This is a genomic window from Ochrobactrum sp. BTU2, assembly GCF_024539785.1.
GTDB classification, from domain to species: Bacteria; Pseudomonadota; Alphaproteobacteria; order Rhizobiales; family Rhizobiaceae; genus Brucella; species Brucella anthropi.
Window position 1 is genome coordinate 117,426 of sequence record NZ_JAHWRG010000004.1, and the last position, 20,174, is coordinate 137,599.

Here is a 20,174-nt window from a genome sequence, read left to right on the forward strand (position 1 = left end):
CGGAATTGCTCTCCATGTCCCAACAGGTTTCTCTCGTCGCCACTTTGATTGCCAATCCGGCCAAGGCCTCGCTTGCATCAGCGCTTGGGATTAAAGCCTCAGCGGCAGTGAACGCAACTGGACTCTACTGGCTGGCCGACAACATTGCCTGCGACATTGCGCTTCCATCGGGGATCAGCAGTGACGAAGCCGAAACCCTGCTGCGCCATTCGCTTGATGGCGCGCCGGTCGACGTGGTGGTGCAGGAACAGGAGCACCGACGCAAGAAAATTCTGATTGCCGACATGGATTCCACGATGATCCAGCAAGAGTGCATCGATGAACTGGCAGAGGAAGCCGGGCTGCGCGAGCATGTGGCTGCAATCACCGCGCGCGCCATGAACGGCGAGATCGCTTTCGAACCAGCCTTGCGCGAGCGGGTCGCCTTGTTGAAAGGTCTGCCGCTCAACGTAATCGACAAGGTCATTTCAACCCGCATTACACTGATGCCCGGCGGCCCGGAACTCGTGCGCACCATGCGTAAACATGGCGCTTACACGGCGCTGGTGTCCGGCGGTTTCACCTCATTCACCCAGCGTATCGCCGAAATGATCGGCTTCAACGAAGAACGTGCGAACAGGCTGATCGACGATGGTTTGCATCTGACCGGGCTGGTCACAGAACCAATTCTCGGCCGGGAAGCCAAGGTCGAGAAACTCGAGGAAATCGCCGAGCGCCTTGGTCTCACACCAGATGATGCAATCGCAGTAGGTGACGGGGCGAACGATCTCGGCATGATCCAGCTTGCAGGCACTGGCGTCGCACTCCACGCAAAGCCGACTGTGGCAGCGCAGGCCAGAATGCGGGTTGACCATGGCGACCTGACCGCCCTCCTCTATATTCAGGGCTATCGAAAGACGGATTTCGTTCAATGATCATTCTGGAAACGCCACGCCTCATCATCCGGAACTGGGAAGATCACGACCGCGACCTGTTCCATGTCATCAATTCAGATGAAGAAGTCATGCGTTTCTTTCCCTTTCGTAGAAATCGCTCGCAATCGGATGAACTGTTCGACCACCTCCGGAAGATGATTTCTGAAACGGGTCTCGGTTTCTATGCGCTGGAAGAAAAAGAAGAAGGTCAGTGCATCGGTTTCGCCGGTCTCGCCCGCACTGACCTTGAACCTTATTTACCGGATGGCACCGTTGAAATCGGCTGGCGGCTGGCCCCTCCCTTTTGGGGCAAAGGCTATGTGACCGAAGCGGGCAAAGCGCTGATCGAATATGCTTTCGGCACCCTTGGCCTCACCGAAGTGGTTTCCTTCGCCGTCCATAATAATGAGCGGTCTACGGCCGTCATGCGTCGCATCGGCATGACCGGCGACCCGTCGAGCGATTTCAACCATCCGCGCGTGCCGGATAAAACTCCGCATTTGAAGCTTCATTCCGTCTACCGCATTCAGGCAGCCTGACCAGCCACCCAGCCCGAAGACCATGCCCACTGGAAATTATAGCCGCCGAGCCAGCCGGTAACATCGACAACCTCGCCGATGAAAAAAAGGCCGGGAACGGATTTGGCTTCCATGGTCTTGGAGTCGAGATCGCGCGTATCGACCCCTCCAAGCGTAACCTCCGCCGTACGATAGCCTTCCGAGCCGGCGGGCTTGATGCGCCAGTCGTTTATCGCGGCCTCAACACGGCGAAACATCTTGTCCGACATATCCGCCAGATGACCGGTCGCACCAATTTCCTCGGCTATGGTTTGCGCAAGTTTCCTCGGAAGATAAAGCGCCAGTGCGGTCTGCAATGCCTGCTTGCCGTTCTGTTTGCGCTGCTCACGCAGGGCTTCGAAAATGTCCGTCTCCGGTAGCATCGCAATGCGGATTTCATCTCCTTCACGCCAGTAGGAAGAAATCTGCAGGATCGAAGGGCCACTAATGCCACGATGCGTAAAAAGCATCGCTTCGGCAAATTTCGTTTTGCCGCAGGAGACAACGGCATCGACGGCAACACCGGCCAGCGGTTTCAGCCGCTCAAGTGTGTTGGGTTCAAACGTCAATGGCACCAGTGCCGGTCGTGTTTCGACAATCCGCAATCCAAATTGTGTCGCGATATCGTAGCCGAAGCTTGTAGCTCCCATCTTCGGGATAGATTTCCCGCCACAGGCCACGACCAGTGATCGACAGCGAACAGGTCCATCCGTTAGCTGAAGCGTAAAACCATGTGCGGATTTTTCGACCGAACTGACACTGCAACCAAGCTTTAGTCGCGCGCCATGGCGCTTCATTTCCCCCAGCAACATTTCAATTATCTGCAACGCCGAGCCATCACAGAAGAGCTGCCCGAGTGTCTTCTCGTGATAGGCGATACGATGACGTTCCACGAGCGCAATGAAGTCGCGCTGCGTGTAGCGGCTCATAGCAGAGATACAAAAATGCGGGTTCTGTGAGAGATAATTTTTCGGACTTGCATGAAGATTGGTGAAATTGCAGCGACCACCGCCCGATATACGGATTTTCTCACCTGCTGCCTTTGCGTGATCCACGACCAGCACGGAACGCCCGCGTTTGGCCGCCTCGATGGCACACATCATGCCTGCCGCGCCAGCGCCTATGACCACAATATCGACTGTTTCCAACTCACCCTACTCCGAATGGCGCCGGTCCATAGCATACCGGAGGCGAATGAAACAGAAGGCTCTGCCATTTCGAACGACAAATAAGGAAGTACTCGAATCTCTTTGTACGGTTCTGGCGCCAAGTGATTCAAACCGCAAAACAAAACGGCATTGCAGATTTCCCTGCAATGCCGCTTCAGCAGTACATTCAATTGAGGATCAATTGATCCGGACAGTCACGAAACGCAGTTCCCCCGAACGAGAAGCCAGCATCATAAGTGCATTCTTGCGTCCTTCGCGGCGCAGCGCATCAATGCGCTTCTTCACGTCTTCCGGCGTCTTCACGTTCACCTGCCCGATATCGACGATAACATCGCCGGTTTCGATACGCTTCTCGCCAGCAGCTGAACCAGGAGCGACGTAAAGAACAGCAACGCCTTCTACATCTTCGGCAATGCCAAATTCTCCGCGAACATCGTCATTCAGCTCGCTGAGCTTCATTCCAAGAACGCTCGGGGCAGCGTCACTCTTCTGTTCTTTTTTTGACGTATCCGGCGTTTCCGCACCTTCATCACCGCCCTCGCCCTCGGGCAGCGGAGCCTGATCTTCCGTCGCAGCTTCGGTGCTCTTGTCATCCTCGACCAGACGTCCGAGCTTGACCTTCACCGTCTTTTCCTCACCCTGACGAACCACGACGATCTCGACGTCCTTGCCGACCGGGGTTTCCGCAACCAGTCGCGGTAGATCGCGGGCGGTGTCGACCGGCTTGCCTTCGTAGCGGATCACGACATCTCCGGCTTCAATGGCCTTGTTGTCGACGCCGGAATTTTCGATCAGCCCGGCAATCAGCGCGCCCTTGGCTTCCTTCAGTCCAAGGCTCTGAGCGATATCCTCGGTAACAGGCTGGATACGTACACCAAGCCAGCCACGGCGAACTTCACCGAACTCCTTGAGCTGGTCGATAACACCCACAGCCATTTCCGCAGGGATGGCAAAGCCGATACCGATAGAGCCGCCCGAGGGCGAGATGATTGCAGTGTTGATACCGATCACCTTGCCATCCATATCGAACAGCGGCCCACCGGAATTGCCACGGTTGATGGCCGCATCGGTCTGGATGAAGTCATCATAGGGACCGGAATTGATATCTCGCTTGCGGGCCGAAATAATGCCCGCAGTCACCGTTCCACCAAGACCGAAGGGATTGCCAATCGCAAGGACCCAGTCGCCGATACGCGCCTTTTCCGAATTACCGAATTCTACGGCCTTCAGCTTGTGCTTGGACGGATCCACCTTGAGGATCGCCAGATCGGTCTTAATGTCTTTTCCGACCAGTTCCGCTTTCAGCTTGGACCCATCGTTGAAATTGACTTCGATCTCATCCGCATCGGCGATGACGTGATTATTCGTTACGATGAAGCCCTTTTCGGCATCGATGACGAAGCCGGAACCCAGCGACTGGACCTTGCGCGACTCGTCGCCTTGCGCGCCGCCCTTGTCACCGAAGAAGTCCTTAAAATATTCCTGGAATGGAGAGCCTTCCGGCACCTGCGGCATCGGAACCGCACCGTCACCTTCGCCATCTTCCTTGACGGTCTGTGAGGTCGAGATGTTCACCACTGCATCCAGCAGCCCTTCGGCCAGATCGGCAACGGAAGCCGGTCCCTGAGCCGCGATTGCCGGAGGTGTCCCTACCGAAAGAGTGCCAGCGACGGTCATCGCCCCCAATGCCACGGTTGCGAAAAGGGTGCGAGCAAATCCCGCCTTTGGTGCAATTGCCATGAAGCCCTGCTCCGTTCCTGTTTGCTTGCAGTCGTTTGATTAGCGATAGATGTACTAAGGCTTGATCGCTGCAAAATACGGCCTGTTTACGGCCCCGCATAGACTACAGACAATAAATAACGGAAGGAAAGCGGCTTATCCCCTGACAAGCCAAACAATGCCGACGCCGATTGCGAGCGCTGCAATCCCGGCAATGCGCAACATGTTCTCCGGCGTCTCACTCGCTTCACGAGCAAGCTTCTTCGCCAAGGAAGGAAAGCCGCCGTAGAGCAGCCCTTCGAGAACGAAGAGAAGACCTACGGCGGCTAAAAAATCGCTCATGAGCGTTTGACCCGGTTGTTACTGGGCAGGCGTTGCCAGCTTGCCGCCAGCATCACGGAAGAACTTGAAGAACTCCGAGTCCGGCGAGAGAACCAGCGTTGTATCCGGGGTCTCAAGGGCTTCACGATAAGCAGACATCGAGCGGTAGAAGGCGAAGAAACCAGGGTCCTTGCCTGCAGAGCCTGCGAAGATCTCACTGCGCTGCGCATCGCCTTCACCACGAAGGATTTCCGATTCCTTGCGTGCTTCTGCAATCGTTTCGACGACCTGACGATCCGCGACAGCGCGGATGCGCTGGGCAGCTTCACGGCCACGGGCACGCAGGCGCTCTGCTTCGGCAAGACGCTCTGCCTTCATGCGGTCATAGGTCTGCTGCGAAACTTCAGCCGTCAGATCGGTACGACGGATACGCACATCGGCGATGGTCAAGCCAAGCGACGTTGCATCGGGACGAAGCTGGTCACGCACTTCGCGCATCATGTCGCCACGCTCTTCCGAAAGTGCCGCTTCGAATCCGCGCTGGCCGTAAACGCTACGCAATGCAGCATCAAGACGCGTGCGAAGACGCTGCTCGGCAAGCAGCGTGCTGCCCGAAACGGTTTCACGGAACTTGCGCGCATCGGTAATGCGATAAACGAGGAACGCATCGACGTCATAGAACTTGCCGCCCGAAACCTGAACGCGGATATCGTCCAGATCGAAGCGCAGCAGGCGATCATCGATCAACTGCACAGTATCTGCATCAAGGAAGCCAAAAGGTAGTTTGAAGTAGATGCCCGGTTCCGTCTTCACATCAACGATCTGACCGAAGCGAAGCACGATAGCCTGCTGACGCTCGGATACGATGAACGTGGCGGAGTAGATCAGGAAAGCGATGACGGCGATAATGCCGCCAATGATTGGGAGCCTGTTCTGAGCCATTACTGGTTACCTCCGCTCGGGGTCGTCGTGGTCGCATTCACGCCTGGGCGTGGCTGCTGGCGCATGAGTTCGTTCAGCGGCAGATAAGGCACGACATCCTTTCCAGGTTCGACAATAACTTTCTTGGTGCTCTTCAGCACCTGTTCCATGGTTTCGAGGAACAGACGGTTACGCGTCACTTCCGGCGCCTTCTGGTATTCACCCAGAACGGAGCTGAAACGCTGAGCCTCACCTTCCGCGTCCTGAACGACACGGTTCTTGTAAGCGGCTGCTTCTTCGCGAAGCTGGGCTGCTTCACCACGAGCCTGACCGAGCTTCTGGTTCGAATACTGGTTCGATTCTTCCACGAAACGGTCTTCGTCCTGTTCGGCACGCTGCACTTCATCGAAGGCATCAGCCACTTCACGCGGCGGTGCTGCATCTTCGATGGAAACGGCGTTGATCTGGATACCCGTTTTGTAGGTATCGAGCGTCTGCTGAACAATATCGCGAACACTGGATGCGATTGCCGAACGGTTGTCGCGGAAAACGTCCTGAGCCGGTCGACGGCCAACGATTTCACGGATCGCGCTTTCAGAAACCTGCTGCACCATCGCATCCGGATTATCGACGTTAAACAGATAGGCTTGCGGATCGGAAACGCGATACAAAACCGAGAACTGAACGTTGACGATGTTCTGGTCGCCCGTCAGCATCAGGCCCTGCGTCGCACTTCGGTTGCCCTGCCCACCGATATTGATCTGCTTTTCGACGATCTGCGCCTTTTCATAGGTTTCAATCGGCCACCAATGGAAATGCAGTCCCGGTTCGGACACTTCTTCCTTCGGCTTGCCGAAGCGCAATTCGACGGCAAGTTCGTCCGGCTGCACGGTATAGACGGACTGGAAGAGCCAGAAGCCGACAACTGCCGCGCCAATAAGGAAAAGAACGCCGCGATTGCTGCCGCCCTTGCCACCACCACCGGGGAAGACCTGCTTCAGACGATCTTGTCCTTTGCGCAGAATATCTTCGAGATCAGGTGGTGTGTTCTGGCCGCCGCCACGTGGGGCCTTTGGCCCTTGTCCCCAAGGACCGCCATTATTGTTGTTATTGTTATTATCGCCGCCGCCACCCCATGGGCCGCCGCCACCATTCTGATTACTCCAGGGCATCCTCACCTCTCGTCCAGGCGACGGGAAAGCGAGCTGCCCACTCCCGTCATCAACTAATGTTTCCGTTTTATAGGCATCGGGAGGTCCGCTTTCAACGCGAAGACGACAAAATTCGTGAACTATGCTTTACACAGCACGTTTTTCGTACACAAAATAGCGCGTTGGGTGACTATCCTTGTCACCAGCGGGCACATCCTCCTGCGAAACGACGCGCCAGATTTGGAGGTCGATTTCTGGAAAATGCGTATCTCCATCGATCTCGGCCAGCACGCGGGTCAGGTGAATATGGTCCGCGAGAGGCAAAGCCTGCGCATAAATTTTCCCACCGCCTATGACGCAAACCTCTCCGACACCCAGGTCAGCGGCCAGTTTTTGTCCGAGCGCAATTGCCTCTTCGAGAGAACCGATAGCACTTGCACCTTCAGCCTGAAATCCGTTGTCCCTCGTCACGACAATATTGGGCCGTCCCGGCAAGGGGCGCCCAATAGATTCCCAAGTCCGCCGCCCCATGATAACCGGCTTGCCGAGCGTCAGGGCCTTGAAGCGTTTGAGATCGGTTGAGAGCCGCCACGGCATATCATTGTCGCGCCCAATGACGCCGTTTTCGGCGGCAGCAACAATGATTGAAACAATCGGTTCTTGTACGGACATGGAATGCCTCAGACAGCAATCGGCGCTTTGATCGTCGGATCGGCCTCATAGCCCTCAAGCTGGAAGTCCTCAAAACGGAAAGCAAAGAGGTCCTTCACATCCGGATTGATCCACATTGTCGGCAATTTCTTTGGTATTCGGGTAAGCTGCAGGCGCGCCTGATCGAAATGATTGGCGTAAATATGCGCATCCCCGAGCGTATGGATGAACTCTCCCGGTTTCAGACCGGCAACCTGCGCGATCATCATCGTCAACAACGCATAGGAAGCGATATTGAACGGCACGCCCAGAAATATGTCCGCAGAGCGTTGATAAAGCTGGCAGGAGAGTTTTCCATCGGCGACATAGAACTGGAAAAGACAGTGGCATGGCGGCAAAGCCATTTCATCGACCAGCGCCGGGTTCCACGCCGATACGATCAGGCGCCGCGAATTGGGATTTCCATGCAGCATCTTGAGAAGATTCGCGATCTGATCGATATGGCGGCCATCCGGCGCTGGCCATGAGCGCCACTGATAACCATAAACCGGGCCCAAGTCGCCATTCTTGTCTGCCCATTCATCCCAGATCGAGACGCCATTTTCCTTCAGATAGGCGATGTTCGTATCACCTTTCAGAAACCAGAGCAGCTCATGGATGATCGAGCGAAGATGCAGCTTCTTGGTCGTGAGAACCGGAAACCCCTCTTCGAGATTGAAGCGCATCTGATATCCGAAAACCGATCGCGTACCTGTACCCGTGCGGTCACCACGGTCGGTGCCGTTATCCAGCACATGTTGAAGAAGATCGAGATAGGTGCGCATGGGGGATGATCCAGAATCCGATTCGTTTAAGCCACTATAAAGAAAAACCCCGGTGTAAGGCACCGGGGCTTCGGATTCACCAGATCGCTGTGGATCAAAGGCCGCCGAGTTTTCCGAGCTGCTTGGCGACCAGATAATAGAAGGTAACGCGATTCTTGTTGCGATCACCCTTCATGACTTCCGCAACATGCGCGACGACTTCGTCACCCTTAGCTTCGTCATCAACGCCGAGTTTCTTGGCAACCCAATTGGTGCGGACGCGCTTCAATTCTTCCGGGTCCGTTGCCGAAACGAGCGAGGAATCGCGATTGCGCAGCGCAATACCCAGATGCTTGACGATCTTGTCGACTACAGCTTCATCGGCACCGGCATCGTAGCGACGGACATCCGCGAGATATTCACTCATATATCCACTCTCCTTCGAATGGGGTATCAGCACCCCGTTTCAGCCACGGAATCCGGCTATATAAGAATTTACTTGCCGACCCCGATATGTTGCGAGGATTGACCAGCAAATGCAGGCTGTCAATGAAAAATGAACACAAGGGCTGGTTGTCGGGAGCCTATTGGCAAAACCCGTTAAAAACTACGCACCCTCTTCCAATCATGATCAACCGCGCCTATATACGGCGTGTCGGCGCAAGCTGACTATGGTGATAAATGGACGGTGTAATAAACCCATTGGACCCGGGGGCGGTACCCGGCGCCTCCACCAGAATACAAATCAGCCTATCGGTTTGTATTGTGGCGGGGGCGAAACAGGATCGACAAGGGTGTAAAGATCGCTCTTTTACTCGGCATGATACCACCGTTATCGGGTCAATTGAGTAGTTGCAAATGACAACAAAGCTCAGGGTTATGCTCTCGCTGCCTAATGGCGGTGCGGGAAACCCACTCTAAAGTCCTTAGGGTTAGCCCCTTAAGGCGGGGTTCGGAGGCACCTGGCAACAGAAGCCTCCACTTTCCCTTTCACATTACTTATGCAGCGGCGGCTTCCGTATCGAGTTCACTTGCCTTGCGCGAAAGAACGATCTGCGTCAGCACGAAGGCCGTGAGCGCACAACCGGCAATTCCGCCGACCATCGGCACAGCCGTTCCGTCAAAGAACGAGCCTGTCACCCCAATGGCAACGCCGCCAATCACGAAATGCAGCGTACCCATCAGCGCAGAAGCAGTTCCTGCAATCTCGCCGTGGTCTTCCAGAGCCAGCACCGCCGTTGTTGGGATGACAAGGCCAAGGAAACCATAGCCTACGAACAGGAAGCCTGCGATCAACCAGAGCGACTGATGCCCCATGAGTGCGGCGGCGAACATGGCGAGCATTGCCGCTGCAAATCCGGAAACGGCGAATCGCATGACGCGGCGAAGCCCGAAGCGTGCCCCCAACCAGCCGTTCAACTGCGAAACGCCGAAGAACGATACTGCATTGGCCGAAAACGCGATGGCATATTGCGTCGGCGTCAGGCCGTAATGGTCGATAAGCACGAAGGACGAGTTGGCGAGATAGACGAAAAAGGACGCGATGCCAAAGCCGCCAACAAAGACCAGTCCGAGGAAATAGCGATCCTTAAGCAGACGACCGTAGCCGCGCAAGGCGCTGCCCAGATTGCTTTCAAGCCGGGCCTCTGCCGTCCGCGTCTCTTTCTGTGCAGTGGCCACCAGGATGATACCAATAACGGCAGCGACCAGAACCGCCCAGAAAACACCACGCCAGCCAAAGAAGCTGATGATGACGGAACCGGTCAGCGGCGCCAGAATCGGCGAAATGGAGAAAACCAGCATCAGAAGCGACATCAGACGCGCTGCCTCGATACCTGTGTGAAGGTCTCGCACGACAGCGCGCGGGATGACCATACCGGCCGCTGCACCCAGCCCCTGAACGAAGCGGAAAAGCACGAGCACATCTATATCGGTCGCGACGGCGGAGCCAATGCTGCCGATACCGAACAAGACCAGACCGCCATAAAGCGGAAGTTTACGCCCGACCATATCCGACAGCGGCCCGCAGAAAAGCTGCGCAACCGCGAGAGCAATGAAAAAGGCCAGAAGGCTCATCTGCACCGCACCAGTTTCCGCGTGCAAATCGGCGGCAATGGTGGGCAGAGCTGGCAGATACATATCGATCGCAAATGGGCCAATGGCGGAAAGAAGGCCAAGAACAATGGCATTGCGCACAAGACTGGAAGCCATGGGGGACGCGCTTTCATCAATGTTTCGTGAGGTTCCCGCACCGATTTCGAATCTCCGGTTTTGCTTGGGAGGATGGCGCCATCGGGCTCGCAAAATCGGTACAGGACAGATAAATATTTGTATTCGCTACCGGTTTTCGTTCCATCTTGACGATATCGACCTGTTTTCCATTACGGCCGACACTTGAAAACTCTGTAGCGAAAGGCATTCTATACGCATCGTCAAAACAGATTTGACACTGATGTCAAATTAGACACCATTGTCCAAAACGTCAAGCTATCTTATGTTGGAGTTATGAAGCCTACTGACATTATCGACATGGCCGCCCTGCCCGAGAAGCGTGCTGTATCCGAAAAGGGCCTGAATTCCGCGGTGATAAAGCCCGGACAGTGCATGAAGCGCGACTTCATTTTGTGTTCTGCTGCGCGTGTTTTCAATCGCGACGGATTTCAAGGCGCGAGCATAGACCTCATTGCCAACGAAGCGGGCGTGTCACGTCAAACCATCTATAATCACTATCGCGATAAGGAAGCTTTGCTTGCTGCCGTCGTCGAGGATGCGCTTGCACGTATGAACGCGAGCCTGTTCGCAGTTCTGGCCACTTTCCCCCAGACTGGCGAAAATCTGGAGCACGATCTGGTGGCTTTCTCGATCCGCATGAGCCGGAATTGCATATACGATTCGTCCGGTGCGTTTCTGCGCAAGGTAATGCAGGCCAATGAGACCAACCTGCCGCTTGCAGCCAATATTTGCAGCACCAAAGGCCCGGCACAAGCCATCCCGGCCATAGCAGCCCGTCTGGCGCGCCTCGCCATGGATGGTCATCTGCGCGTCGACGATCCGGACCTTGCCGCACGCCATTTCATGGCGCTCATCAATGCCGACACGCACTACCATATGCTAACCGGTCAGGGTGTGGACGATGCAATCATCGAAAAGAGCGCCGTCAACGGAGTACGCACGTTCCTGATGGCCTTCGGAAGTCGATAGAGGCAAGCGCACCCTATTGCGTTCAAAAATTGCACATCTTTCCGCCACAGGCGTCGTCCTATTGCTTTTTCAGATCATATATCATCCGTTCCGGCGAGAACGAACTTGACATCGACCTCCGAATCCGTGGGATAAGCAAACCATGGTACAGGACCTAATCCGTTACGATATTCTCGCTCAGGAAGCCCTACGCGGCGTCATTCGCAAGGTTCTTGCGGAAGTGGCCAAGGCCGGCTTGCCAGGCAACCATCATTTCTTCATCACGTTCCTGACTGGAGCGCCCGGTGTGCGAATTTCCTCGCGCCTGAAGGAAAAATATCCCGAACAGATGACAATCGTTTTACAGCATCAGTTCTGGGACATGCTCGTTACGGATCAACTATTCGAAGTTGGCCTGTCTTTCGGTGATATTCCTGAAAAGCTGACTGTACCTTTTTCTGCCGTCCGTGGTTTCTACGACCCTTCGGTCAATTTCGAACTCGAATTCGATGTCGCGATCGCACAGCCAGAAAGCGACAATGACGAAGGCGGCAATGTAGCGCCTATCGAAATCCTCCCCACGGAAGCACCGGTCGAGAAGGCAGAAAAGCCTAAATCGAAGTCGCGCAAGACTGCAGCCGAAAAAGAAGCCGCTGCGGCCAAAGACAACAATGCAGATGATGGCACCGACAAGGAAGCCAAACCTTCTGCCGATGTTGTTTCACTGGATGCTTTCCGGAAAAAGTAATTCCGCACACACCATCCTCATGTGAATAATGGGCCAGAACTCCGATTGGTTTCGTCCGTTTGTTTGATTGGACAGTTCCGTTTCACTGTTGATCGTGATCAATGGTGAAAAGCAAACCGGCGCTTTATACTCTGTTCTGACGGCAACCAGTTCAGGATTGAGTTCGATGATTCGTGCAATTGCTCAGGCAGTATTGTGGGTAAGCGGCATTGTCGCGGCTTTCTTCGTGGCAAAAGACGAACCCAACTTTCCGCTTCTGCAGATGACAGTTGGGCTTATACTTCTGATTCTGGCGTCCTTGGCCATCTGGTGGTTCACCAACCCCAAAGATCCGCAGAAGTAGAGCCAGCCTATTACGAGCTTGCGAGACCGGGCCGAAACGCGGTAATTTTTCAGGAGCCTTCAACATTTCCGCGTGGTTCCATGAGCGATATCGTCAATCTCAGACAGTTCAAAAAGCAGAAAGCCCGCGCTGAAAAAGAAAAGCAGGCTGACCAGAACCGCATTCAATTCGGGCGTACGAAGACCGAAAAAGCTTTCGCTCGCACGGAGACGACAAAAGCGGAACGTTTTCTGGATCAGAACCGTCTGGAAAAAAACGATAAGCCGGACGGGACAAAGTGAACTCGTCAGGAGGTTTACGCAAACATTCCGTCAGTATTCGCGGGCACGCAACCAGCTATACGCTTGAAGACCCGTTTTTCGAACTGGTTGAGGAAATTGCGGCCACACGAGAGCTTTCCGTAGCGGCCCTGATCGCAGAAGTCGACAGCAAGCGTGACAGATCAATCAATCTGTCTTCCGCACTTAGACTTCATGTTCTGGATTGGCTCAAATCCAGAATAATTCAAGGCTGAGGTACAGGCACCACAGGCGTCGTTTCCAGACTTTTCAGGAATTCGTTGAGGGATTGACCACCTTCCGGCGATGCCAGAGGATCTTTCGATCCACCTGCCGGTCCGCCTTGCGGCTTCTCAGCCTCAAGCCGTTGAGCTTCCGCGGCGGTTTTCCGAGCCGCTTCGCGCGCACTGGCTTCGGCACGGCGTCTCGCCTCGTCCTCACGCTGCGAACGATCACGTTCCACTTCATCTGCTTCGAACAGCCCAAGCTGACGACGGAGGCGCTGCTTCTCCATCAAACTCGCCTGCATGGATTCAACACGTTCCTGTTCGCGTTCAAGCGCACGCTGGGTCAGGAACTGAACAAGCGGCTGCCTGTCGAATGACACCTCCGGCGCGCTATAACTACCGCCGAGAGAAAAGGCCACCTGCGGAGAAATACCTGTATCGGCGCCATCCCCGTTCTGGAACGTCAAAGTACCGTTTCCGCCAATTCCTAGTGTCGACAGGTCGAATTGCAGATCGCTGAGAAGAGCAGCATTTCCATCGCTCAGATTTGCCGCAGCCATACGTGCGACACCGCCGCTGATCGTAAAGTCAAACCGCGCGTTGCCTGGCGCAAATGTGCCCTGCCCGGTTGCCTTGTCGGCAATGCCGACAAATTGCTTGGAAGCAAGCTTGTCGGAACCGGAGAACTGATCGCCCGTTGCATCGGCCGCCGCTATCATTGCAGGCAATGCCGCCCCATCCAGACCGTCGACGGTGAAATTCTCCACGTCAAAACTTGCCGCTCCCGCCAGCGATCCGACCAGCGCCGCAACGCTCTCGCCGCTACCATTCAGATTGACGGCAGCTTTCACCACACCGCCCAGCGGTGCAGAACCGTTCTCTAGCTGGTAAAAATCCTTGAGCTTTGCGCCACTCCATTTGAGCTCTGTCGAGAGGAGTGCATTCTTGTCGCTATTGCTCAGAGAAACGTTTCCAACCAGATATCCACCTGCCCAGTTGCCGGTCAATTCGTTCAACTGAAGACTATCCATGGTCTTCAGAAGCCGCGTTGAAAACTCCGTAGCGGTCCCGAACCCTTCCATATGAGCTTGCGCCACGTTGAGCTTCATATCCAGCAATAACGGCAGGGACGGACGGACCGCGAATGCACCACGCGGCCAGATTGTCTTCGTGGTGGGCTTGGCCGGCTCAAATGCATCCTGCCCAAGCATGATAGCAGCAAGACTATCAACCTCGAGCGTCGCGAGCTTTGCCTCACCCTTCAACTGCGGCAGGCCGCTATCGGCAAAATTGGCCTCCAGCCGCGCGGAAACATCTTCTCCATCCAGCTTTCCTGTCAGATTGGGAAACCGCAAGATACCCTTTGCGAACTGAAAATCGCTGGCAAGGTCTGCTGAAAGCCCTTCACCAAATCCGGGCAGCGCGAAACCAGCCGTTGCGATGAAAGGCTGCAGGTCCGCAGACTTCAACTGGGCTTTGCCGCTGGCAGCGATATCCCCGCCGACAAGCGAAATCACACCGTCTGCAGTCGCCAAGCCGTCTGGTGCCGTGAGCTTGAGCAATGTCCGCATGCCTGCACTCGGCGCACCCTGCATGCTCAGGTCGGCGGTAAGTTCACCAGCAAGCCCAAGCGGCAAGGCAGGCAAGCCGATCAATGCGAGTACCGCCTCGCCTTGCTCTGATGTTGCCGTGCCGTTCAATTGCATCTGCAACGGCTCGCCCTCACCCTCGCCACCGCTCGCCGTGCCCGACAGGTCCAGCTTCATGCCGCCTGTTTTCCCGGTAACACTGAACGAAAACTCCCCGACACCGGGAGCACTTTTGGTGTTTGCCTCAGCAGGCCGGGCACTCTTACCCTTGGATGCCGCGCCTTTAGCAGGTGTCTTGTTCGCCACAGGCACGGACGGCGCCACCGCATTGGCGATGACATTGATCTCGCTATCCTCGAACAGCCCAGGGAAATTCGCCGCACGCAACGAAAGCGCATGAAACAGCGGTAGCTGGGGATAGCGGTTGGCCATCAGCGAGAGGAAACGCGAAAGATCTCCAGACAGTATCGTCGCATCGAGCGAGCCGGAAGGCGTATTGGAGAAGGGTTCGTAGGTGCCTGTTGCAGTAAGCGTCGTGCCCGCTACATCGCCAACCAGCAGCCGGTCGAAATCGAAGCGCCCGTCATGCAGCCGGAGCGCCATGTCGACATTGGCCGCTTCCATGTCCTGATAGCGGACAGGCCCTGCCTTGAATGCCAGGTTCAGCGATTGGCCATCGAGAAAACCCAGCCCGTCACCACTGGAGAAAAAGGCCGTAAAAGCTTGCAGCGCTTCGCTTTCCACCGCTCCGCCATTGAGCGTCAGCGTAATTGAAGGCTGTGCCAACCCTTTCACTTCGCGAACAAACGAGCCTTTGAGTGTGGTTTTTCCCAACGCAATTTCGAGATTATCGATCCGCTGCATTCCGTCGCGAAGATCGACCTGTCCTGAAAAACCCGCGCCTTCGAGTTTGCGCACAGAATCGTCAACTGTCTCGTTCAGCCAGCTTGCGAGACCGGACGGCTGACGCGACGCAACAAGCATATCACCCTTAAAGCCAAAATCCTTGCCAACCGAGAGCGTGCCCTTGGCTTCCACCTTGGTTCGCCCCGGAAGATCAGCAGCGAACTGACGAATATTCCAGTTCTTTCCGTCAGGCTCCGCGCTCACTGTGACTGAGCGTATCGTTGTACCACCTGCAATGACGGCAGGCAGACGCAAATCCACATTGCCGGGTATAGTCGGAATGGGCAGTTGTTCGAGAACACGACGCGCTATCGCAATACGATCAGCCACCGGCATTACGGAACCGGATTGTTCTTCACTGGCGGCTTCATTCGGCCCCCAGAAAAGCTGCTGCCCATCGGCGCTGACCTCGAAACGCGGCTTGTCGCCATAATCGATGAATGCCTTGCCATTCACCACATAAGGATTGTCGGCAGGCCCCTGCTCCATCCGAAATTCGCTGGCATCGAAGCGATTGCGATCCGCCTTGAATTGACCGGTTACGCGCACACCACTGAAGAAGGGTGTTTCCGTCGGCGTTTTCTGATCCTTAGTCGTCTTGGCAACCATATCGGAAGAGCGGAGCGAAAAGTCACCGGCATAGTCGAGCCGACCTTCAGTCACGGTCACATCGCCATCGGTCTCGAAAGTAGCCGGGATTGCTTTTGGCGAAATACGTGCGCGAACGCGCAGCGACCCGTCCGGCTTTGCCTCGCCACTCGTTAGGTCGATTGCCAGCTTTTCGCCCTGAAGAACGAGACTTCCGTTTGCCTGCCATGGACCTGCAAGACTGTTTGCGGAGATCACAGCATCAAGTTCGGTAGCTGTATGACTGCGACCGCTTGCCTCTTCGCGAAGGGTAATTGTTCCGTCACTGACGGAAAGCCGTTCCAGCCTGATTTTCGTCGGATCGAGCGGCGTCGACGGGCGGATTGCCCAATCAACCTTGCCGCTTTTGTCGAGAGAAATTGTAACCTGTGGACGATCCACACGCATATCGAAAATCAGAAGCTGGCCGCGCAGAAACGGCATCAGCTCGGCGTCCATCGAAAACGTATCGACGGTCATCACCGGATGAGCTGCATCAGGCCCAACACGCACATCAGAGAACGCGACGGAAGGAAACGGCAAAAGCCGTGCGCTGACGTCACCAGCGACCTTGACAGGGCGCCCCAAAACACGGCTGGCCTCGCGCTCGAAATCGGCACGATAGCCGCTCCAGTCAACAAAAGGCGGCACGACAAGTGCTGCCGTCAACAGCAGCACGAAAAGCCCGCCGACGATGACGAATATGCGGCCCAAGAACCAGCTCCGGTCAAACAGATTGCAAGTTAGCGCGAAACAAAGAGTGAATCACGCTGTCTTTATCTGCGCAACATAACGGCATCGATCCGGCGACAACAAGGCAAATTGCATCACAGCCACATCGATATGCACGCCTGCCTGAATCAAACTCTTGGCAAACCCGTCCAAACGGCTGATTTGAATCAGGAAATCAGTATTTTACCCGGATTCATGATGTTGTCGGGATCGAGCGCTTTCTTGATGGTTCGCATGTAGTCCGTGGCTTCGCCCAGCTCCATGGCCAGATACTTCATCTTGCCCTGCCCGATGCCATGCTCGCCGGTACAGGTTCCCTCCATGGCAATGGCGCGCTTGGTCAGCCGATCCATGAAAGCTTCGGCACGCTCCATCTCGCTGGCATCTTCTGTATCGAGAAGCAGGAGAAGGTGGAAATTACCATCTCCCACATGCCCGACAATCGGCGCTATAAGACCTGTTTCGGCAAGGTCCTTTTCCGTCTCGCCGATGCAGTCTGCAAGACGTGAAATCGGCACGCAGACATCGGTGGAAACGCCCTTGCAACCGGGCCTCAGCAGAAAGGACGCAAGATAGGCGTCGTGACGCGCCCGCCATAGCCGGTCGCGTTCCTCAGCATCGTGGGTCCACTGGAAATTGCCCCCACCATTGCCTGCAGCAATTTCTCCAAACAATTCCGCCTGTTCGGCAACGCCGCTTTCCGTGCCGTGGAACTCGACAAACAGATAGGGCTGTGCCTCATAAGGCAGTTTGGAATGGAGGATCAGCGCCTGCATCTGAAGCGTGTTTACAAGCTCGATACGTGCAACGGGGATACCCATCTGGATGGTTTCAATCACCGTGCGGCAAGCCGAATCCACATCCGGGAAAGGACAGATACCACCGGAGATCGCCTGCGGTATCCCCTGTAGTTTCAATGTCAGTTCGGTGATGATGCCAAGTGTTCCCTCGGCTCCGACAAGCAGCCTCGTGAGATCGTAACCCGCAGCCGTCTTCTTCACGCGCTTGGAAGTCTCGATCAACCGCCCATCGGGCATCACGGCTTTCAGCGCCAGCACATTCTCGCGCATGGTCCCATAACGCACTGCATTCGTACCGGACGCACGGGTGGAAGCCATGCCGCCCAGCGTGGCATTGGCACCCGGATCAATCGGAAAGAACAGTCCCGTATCGCGCAGATATTCATTCAGTTCCCGGCGCGTAATGCCCGGTTCCACCACGCAATCCAGATCTTCCGCGTGCACCGCAATCACCCTGTTCATGCGCGTGAGGTCAAGAGAGACACCACCAGCGGGCGCATTCACCTGCCCTTCGAGCGACGAACCGGCGCCGAAGGCGATAACCGGAACGCGATGTTCGGCGCAGATACGCACAACATCCTGCACCTCCTGCGCAGTCTCCGCAAAGATGACGATGTCCGGCGCCTGTGTCGGTACATAGGTCGTCGTGTGACCGTGCTGCTCGCGGATAGCCTGACCGGTCTGCGCACGCTCACCGAAACGCTGCTTGAGAATACCCACTGCTGCTGCAATACCGTTCTCATTGCGTGCAAGCGCGACAACATTTTCAAGCGACATCGTTCATTCTCCGAAATTCATAGTCAAACGGCAGGCAACGCCAATGCGACCGGGTCTTGTCCAAGATGCTCGGCAACGGCGCGGATCACCAGATTATGGTCCTCGCGCTGCGGCAGCCCCGATACGATTACTGCGCCGATTACGCCTGCCCCTGCAACGCGGATCGGAAATCCGCCGCCCGCCAGCGCGTAATCTTCGACATTCAATGCTTTATGGAGAGCAAACATGCGATCGTCGCGATTCTGTTCCAGAACAAGACGATAGGTCGAAGCATGAAAGCGGCGCACGACATTGAACTTGCGGCGCAACCATTCCTGATTGTCCACTGTGCTTCCGGCGGTCGTCGCATAAAACAATTGCCGGTCCCACAGGGAAATTTCGGTGGCAATGCCGAGCTTTTCCTTCACGGCGATATCGCGAATGCGATGACCAAGCGCGAATGCTTCATTCTCGTCAAATGACGGAAAAATAAGCGCCTGTTCCTGCCGGATGATCTGCGCAATCGCCTGCTTGCTGTCGTCGCCCTGTGCCATTCTCTGCATTTCCCCGATGAGCCGCACGAAATCTGTGCGTTCCTTGTGCGCCTTCGATCACGTGATTGCAATAAGGGTTGTCCGCCATCAAACTTGATTGATCGGATGCAATCCACTAGTGGAGCCTTATGGTTCAGAACCCCAATATAGATGTGCCCCTGAAAGGCGATCAAATACCGGATTTTGTCGAAACCGCCGTGTTCAAGCGCGACGTGTTCTCGGAAACCCATGCCGGTTATTTCGTAGGCGATCCCGATACCCGTATCATCCGTCGTGTCGTAAGCGCTGCTCCCTGGTGGTCGAAGCCGCTGGCATGGATATTGGCCCGGCGCGAAATCCGTGGCCTCAAGACTGTACGCGGCATTGAAGGTGTCCCGCAGCTCCTCGCCGTCGATAAGGACGGGCTGTATCGATCCTGGACGGAAGGCACACCGCTGCATCTTGCGCGCCCGTCCGATCCGAAATGGTATCGCACCGCGCACCGCATCCTGCGCGATATGCGCCGTCTTGGCGTTACCCACAACGACCTCGCCAAACCGCAAAACTGGCTGATGACGCCTGAAGGTGAAGCTGCAGTCATCGATTTCCAGCTTGCAAGCGTGCATCGTCGTCGTGGCGCGCTCTATCGCCTGATGGCCTATGAGGATTTTCGCCACCTCATCAAGCAGAAGCGTGCTTTCGCAAAGGACATGATGACACCAACGGAAAAGCGCATTCTGGCGCGCCGTTCGCTGCCGTCGCGCATCTGGCTGGCGACAGGCAAGAAAGTCTACAACTTCATCACGCGCGGCATTTTCAGCTGGTCGGACGGCGAAGGCACCGGTGACCGGATCGACAATGAAGGTCCTGCAATTCAGGCGGCCCTCAAATCTGATCCGCGTGTCTCGGATGTAGCTCTCGCGCTTTATTCGCTGCCAGCCAAGGGCGTCGGCATCTATGCTTTCGTGGAGACTCTCAACGCCGACGAAAAAAGCCTGCGCGCGCGCTTGAAAGGCCAGAAGGTTGAACTGATCCAGCCGGTTGCCCATCTGCCCCGGCGCGCTGACGGGACCATCCGGGACGACATTCTGCGGCTGATCGCGATGAACCAGATGACGGAACTCGATGATCTGTTGCAGCGCGAACCGGAACTGCGCGGACTTGTGGAAGCACTGGCCTCGCATCGCCTGAACTTTACGGATCGTCGCGTCACTCAATTAGAGTAGTCGAATATTTTAACCCTTTCGCT

19 protein-coding genes and 1 other RNA gene are annotated in these 20,174 nt (G+C 55.7%); 8 read left to right on the forward strand and 12 right to left on the reverse strand.

The features are described from left to right. Positions 1 to 14 precede the first annotated feature (14 nt). A complete protein-coding gene (gene serB / locus KWJ32_RS12985) occupies positions 15 to 914 on the forward strand; it encodes a phosphoserine phosphatase SerB (protein WP_094513884.1) in 900 nt (299 codons plus the stop codon). Further along, complete coding sequence (locus KWJ32_RS12990) at positions 911 to 1,453, forward strand: GNAT family N-acetyltransferase (RefSeq protein WP_012091794.1); 543 nt, start codon at positions 911 to 913, stop codon at positions 1,451 to 1,453. The genes serB and KWJ32_RS12990 overlap by 4 nt, the downstream gene beginning before the upstream one ends. Here the strand turns inward: KWJ32_RS12990 and KWJ32_RS12995 are convergent. The 8 genes from KWJ32_RS12995 to KWJ32_RS13030 form a co-directional block, all read right to left on the reverse strand. Next, positions 1,441 to 2,619: an NAD(P)/FAD-dependent oxidoreductase gene (locus KWJ32_RS12995; protein ID WP_012091793.1), complete on the reverse strand. Its 1,179-nt coding sequence runs from the start codon at positions 2,617 to 2,619 to the stop codon at positions 1,441 to 1,443. The two genes, KWJ32_RS12990 and KWJ32_RS12995, sit on opposite strands and share 13 nt — an antisense overlap. 198 nt (positions 2,620 to 2,817) lie before the next feature. Then, positions 2,818 to 4,380 carry a Do family serine endopeptidase gene (locus KWJ32_RS13000; RefSeq protein ID WP_012091792.1) on the reverse strand — a complete coding sequence of 521 codons (1,563 nt, stop codon included), beginning with the start codon at positions 4,378 to 4,380 and terminating at the stop codon, positions 2,818 to 2,820. Positions 4,381 to 4,515: 135 nt separating this feature from the next. Next, a complete protein-coding gene (locus KWJ32_RS13005) occupies positions 4,516 to 4,701 on the reverse strand; it encodes a DUF2065 domain-containing protein (RefSeq protein ID WP_006467185.1) in 186 nt (61 codons plus the stop codon). 18 nt (positions 4,702 to 4,719) lie between these two features. Further along, complete coding sequence (locus KWJ32_RS13010; protein ID WP_010659764.1) at positions 4,720 to 5,622, reverse strand: protease modulator HflC; 903 nt, start codon at positions 5,620 to 5,622, stop codon at positions 4,720 to 4,722. Beyond that, positions 5,622 to 6,773 carry an FtsH protease activity modulator HflK gene (gene hflK / locus KWJ32_RS13015; RefSeq protein WP_012091791.1) on the reverse strand — a complete coding sequence of 384 codons (1,152 nt, stop codon included), beginning with the start codon at positions 6,771 to 6,773 and terminating at the stop codon, positions 5,622 to 5,624. Before hflK ends, KWJ32_RS13010 begins: the two co-directional genes overlap by 1 nt. Positions 6,774 to 6,899: 126 nt before the next feature. Continuing rightward, positions 6,900 to 7,424: a dihydrofolate reductase gene (locus KWJ32_RS13020; protein WP_010659762.1), complete on the reverse strand. Its 525-nt coding sequence runs from the start codon at positions 7,422 to 7,424 to the stop codon at positions 6,900 to 6,902. A gap of 8 nt (positions 7,425 to 7,432) precedes the next feature. Further along, positions 7,433 to 8,227 carry a thymidylate synthase gene (locus KWJ32_RS13025; protein WP_012091790.1) on the reverse strand — a complete coding sequence of 265 codons (795 nt, stop codon included), beginning with the start codon at positions 8,225 to 8,227 and terminating at the stop codon, positions 7,433 to 7,435. A gap of 94 nt (positions 8,228 to 8,321) precedes the next feature. After that, positions 8,322 to 8,633 (reverse strand): DUF2853 family protein, encoded by a 312-nt coding sequence (locus KWJ32_RS13030; protein WP_010659760.1) that lies wholly within the window; start codon positions 8,631 to 8,633, stop codon positions 8,322 to 8,324. A 188-nt stretch (positions 8,634 to 8,821) separates the two neighbouring features. Here KWJ32_RS13030 and ssrA point away from each other — a divergent pair. Continuing rightward, positions 8,822 to 9,189: a transfer-messenger RNA gene (gene ssrA / locus KWJ32_RS13035) on the forward strand. A 16-nt stretch (positions 9,190 to 9,205) separates the two neighbouring features. Here ssrA and KWJ32_RS13040 read toward each other — a convergent pair. Next, positions 9,206 to 10,417 (reverse strand): multidrug effflux MFS transporter, encoded by a 1,212-nt coding sequence (locus tag KWJ32_RS13040; protein WP_010659759.1) that lies wholly within the window; start codon positions 10,415 to 10,417, stop codon positions 9,206 to 9,208. Positions 10,418 to 10,711: 294 nt separating this feature from the next. On the opposite strand from KWJ32_RS13040, the gene KWJ32_RS13045 reads away from it, so the two are divergent. From KWJ32_RS13045 to KWJ32_RS13060, 4 genes are all read left to right on the forward strand, one after another. Continuing rightward, positions 10,712 to 11,407: a TetR/AcrR family transcriptional regulator gene (locus KWJ32_RS13045; RefSeq protein WP_012091775.1), complete on the forward strand. Its 696-nt coding sequence runs from the start codon at positions 10,712 to 10,714 to the stop codon at positions 11,405 to 11,407. Positions 11,408 to 11,549: 142 nt separating this feature from the next. Further along, positions 11,550 to 12,134 carry an SspB family protein gene (locus KWJ32_RS13050; RefSeq protein ID WP_012091774.1) on the forward strand — a complete coding sequence of 195 codons (585 nt, stop codon included), beginning with the start codon at positions 11,550 to 11,552 and terminating at the stop codon, positions 12,132 to 12,134. Positions 12,135 to 12,557: 423 nt separating this feature from the next. Continuing rightward, positions 12,558 to 12,758, forward strand: coding sequence for a DUF4169 family protein (locus KWJ32_RS13055; protein WP_012091773.1), 201 nt, complete (start codon positions 12,558 to 12,560; stop codon positions 12,756 to 12,758). Beyond that, the gene (locus KWJ32_RS13060) at positions 12,755 to 12,991 is read left to right on the forward strand and encodes a ribbon-helix-helix domain-containing protein (protein WP_012091772.1); all 237 of its coding nucleotides are present in this window, start codon (positions 12,755 to 12,757) and stop codon (positions 12,989 to 12,991) included. Before KWJ32_RS13055 ends, KWJ32_RS13060 begins: the two co-directional genes overlap by 4 nt. On the opposite strand, the gene KWJ32_RS13065 is transcribed toward KWJ32_RS13060, so the two are convergent. The 3 genes from KWJ32_RS13065 to KWJ32_RS13075 form a co-directional block, all read right to left on the reverse strand. After that, positions 12,982 to 16,818, reverse strand: a complete 3,837-nt coding sequence (locus KWJ32_RS13065) for an AsmA family protein (RefSeq protein WP_012091771.1) — start codon at positions 16,816 to 16,818, stop codon at positions 12,982 to 12,984. The two genes, KWJ32_RS13060 and KWJ32_RS13065, sit on opposite strands and share 10 nt — an antisense overlap. 185 nt (positions 16,819 to 17,003) lie before the next feature. Then, a complete protein-coding gene (locus KWJ32_RS13070; RefSeq protein ID WP_012091769.1) occupies positions 17,004 to 18,413 on the reverse strand; it encodes an FAD-linked oxidase C-terminal domain-containing protein in 1,410 nt (469 codons plus the stop codon). Positions 18,414 to 18,436: 23 nt separating this feature from the next. Further along, complete coding sequence (locus KWJ32_RS13075; RefSeq protein ID WP_012091768.1) at positions 18,437 to 18,946, reverse strand: heme-degrading domain-containing protein; 510 nt, start codon at positions 18,944 to 18,946, stop codon at positions 18,437 to 18,439. 128 nt (positions 18,947 to 19,074) lie between these two features. On the opposite strand from KWJ32_RS13075, the gene KWJ32_RS13080 reads away from it, so the two are divergent. Further along, positions 19,075 to 20,151 (forward strand): serine/threonine protein kinase, encoded by a 1,077-nt coding sequence (locus KWJ32_RS13080; RefSeq protein WP_012091767.1) that lies wholly within the window; start codon positions 19,075 to 19,077, stop codon positions 20,149 to 20,151. The last annotated feature ends 23 nt before the right edge of the window (positions 20,152 to 20,174 follow it).

What these genes read in the sequence shown, in the direction of transcription:
- serB (WP_094513884.1), top strand. Translation starts at nt 15, where the DNA reads ATGTCCCAACAGGTTTCTCTCGTCGCCACTTTGATTGCCAATCCGGCC.
- KWJ32_RS12990 (WP_012091794.1), top strand. Translation starts at nt 911, where the DNA reads ATGATCATTCTGGAAACGCCACGCCTCATCATCCGGAACTGGGAAGAT.
- KWJ32_RS13000 (WP_012091792.1), bottom strand. Translation starts at nt 4,380, where the DNA reads ATGGCAATTGCACCAAAGGCGGGATTTGCTCGCACCCTTTTCGCAACC.
- KWJ32_RS13005 (WP_006467185.1), bottom strand. Translation starts at nt 4,701, where the DNA reads ATGAGCGATTTTTTAGCCGCCGTAGGTCTTCTCTTCGTTCTCGAAGGG.
- KWJ32_RS13010 (WP_010659764.1), bottom strand. Translation starts at nt 5,622, where the DNA reads ATGGCTCAGAACAGGCTCCCAATCATTGGCGGCATTATCGCCGTCATC.
- hflK (WP_012091791.1), bottom strand. Translation starts at nt 6,773, where the DNA reads ATGCCCTGGAGTAATCAGAATGGTGGCGGCGGCCCATGGGGTGGCGGC.
- KWJ32_RS13020 (WP_010659762.1), bottom strand. Translation starts at nt 7,424, where the DNA reads ATGTCCGTACAAGAACCGATTGTTTCAATCATTGTTGCTGCCGCCGAA.
- KWJ32_RS13025 (WP_012091790.1), bottom strand. Translation starts at nt 8,227, where the DNA reads ATGCGCACCTATCTCGATCTTCTTCAACATGTGCTGGATAACGGCACC.
- KWJ32_RS13030 (WP_010659760.1), bottom strand. Translation starts at nt 8,633, where the DNA reads ATGAGTGAATATCTCGCGGATGTCCGTCGCTACGATGCCGGTGCCGAT.
- KWJ32_RS13040 (WP_010659759.1), bottom strand. Translation starts at nt 10,417, where the DNA reads ATGGCTTCCAGTCTTGTGCGCAATGCCATTGTTCTTGGCCTTCTTTCC.
- KWJ32_RS13045 (WP_012091775.1), top strand. Translation starts at nt 10,712, where the DNA reads ATGAAGCCTACTGACATTATCGACATGGCCGCCCTGCCCGAGAAGCGT.
- KWJ32_RS13050 (WP_012091774.1), top strand. Translation starts at nt 11,550, where the DNA reads ATGGTACAGGACCTAATCCGTTACGATATTCTCGCTCAGGAAGCCCTA.
- KWJ32_RS13055 (WP_012091773.1), top strand. Translation starts at nt 12,558, where the DNA reads ATGAGCGATATCGTCAATCTCAGACAGTTCAAAAAGCAGAAAGCCCGC.
- KWJ32_RS13070 (WP_012091769.1), bottom strand. Translation starts at nt 18,413, where the DNA reads ATGTCGCTTGAAAATGTTGTCGCGCTTGCACGCAATGAGAACGGTATT.
- KWJ32_RS13075 (WP_012091768.1), bottom strand. Translation starts at nt 18,946, where the DNA reads ATGGCACAGGGCGACGACAGCAAGCAGGCGATTGCGCAGATCATCCGG.
- KWJ32_RS13080 (WP_012091767.1), top strand. Translation starts at nt 19,075, where the DNA reads ATGGTTCAGAACCCCAATATAGATGTGCCCCTGAAAGGCGATCAAATA.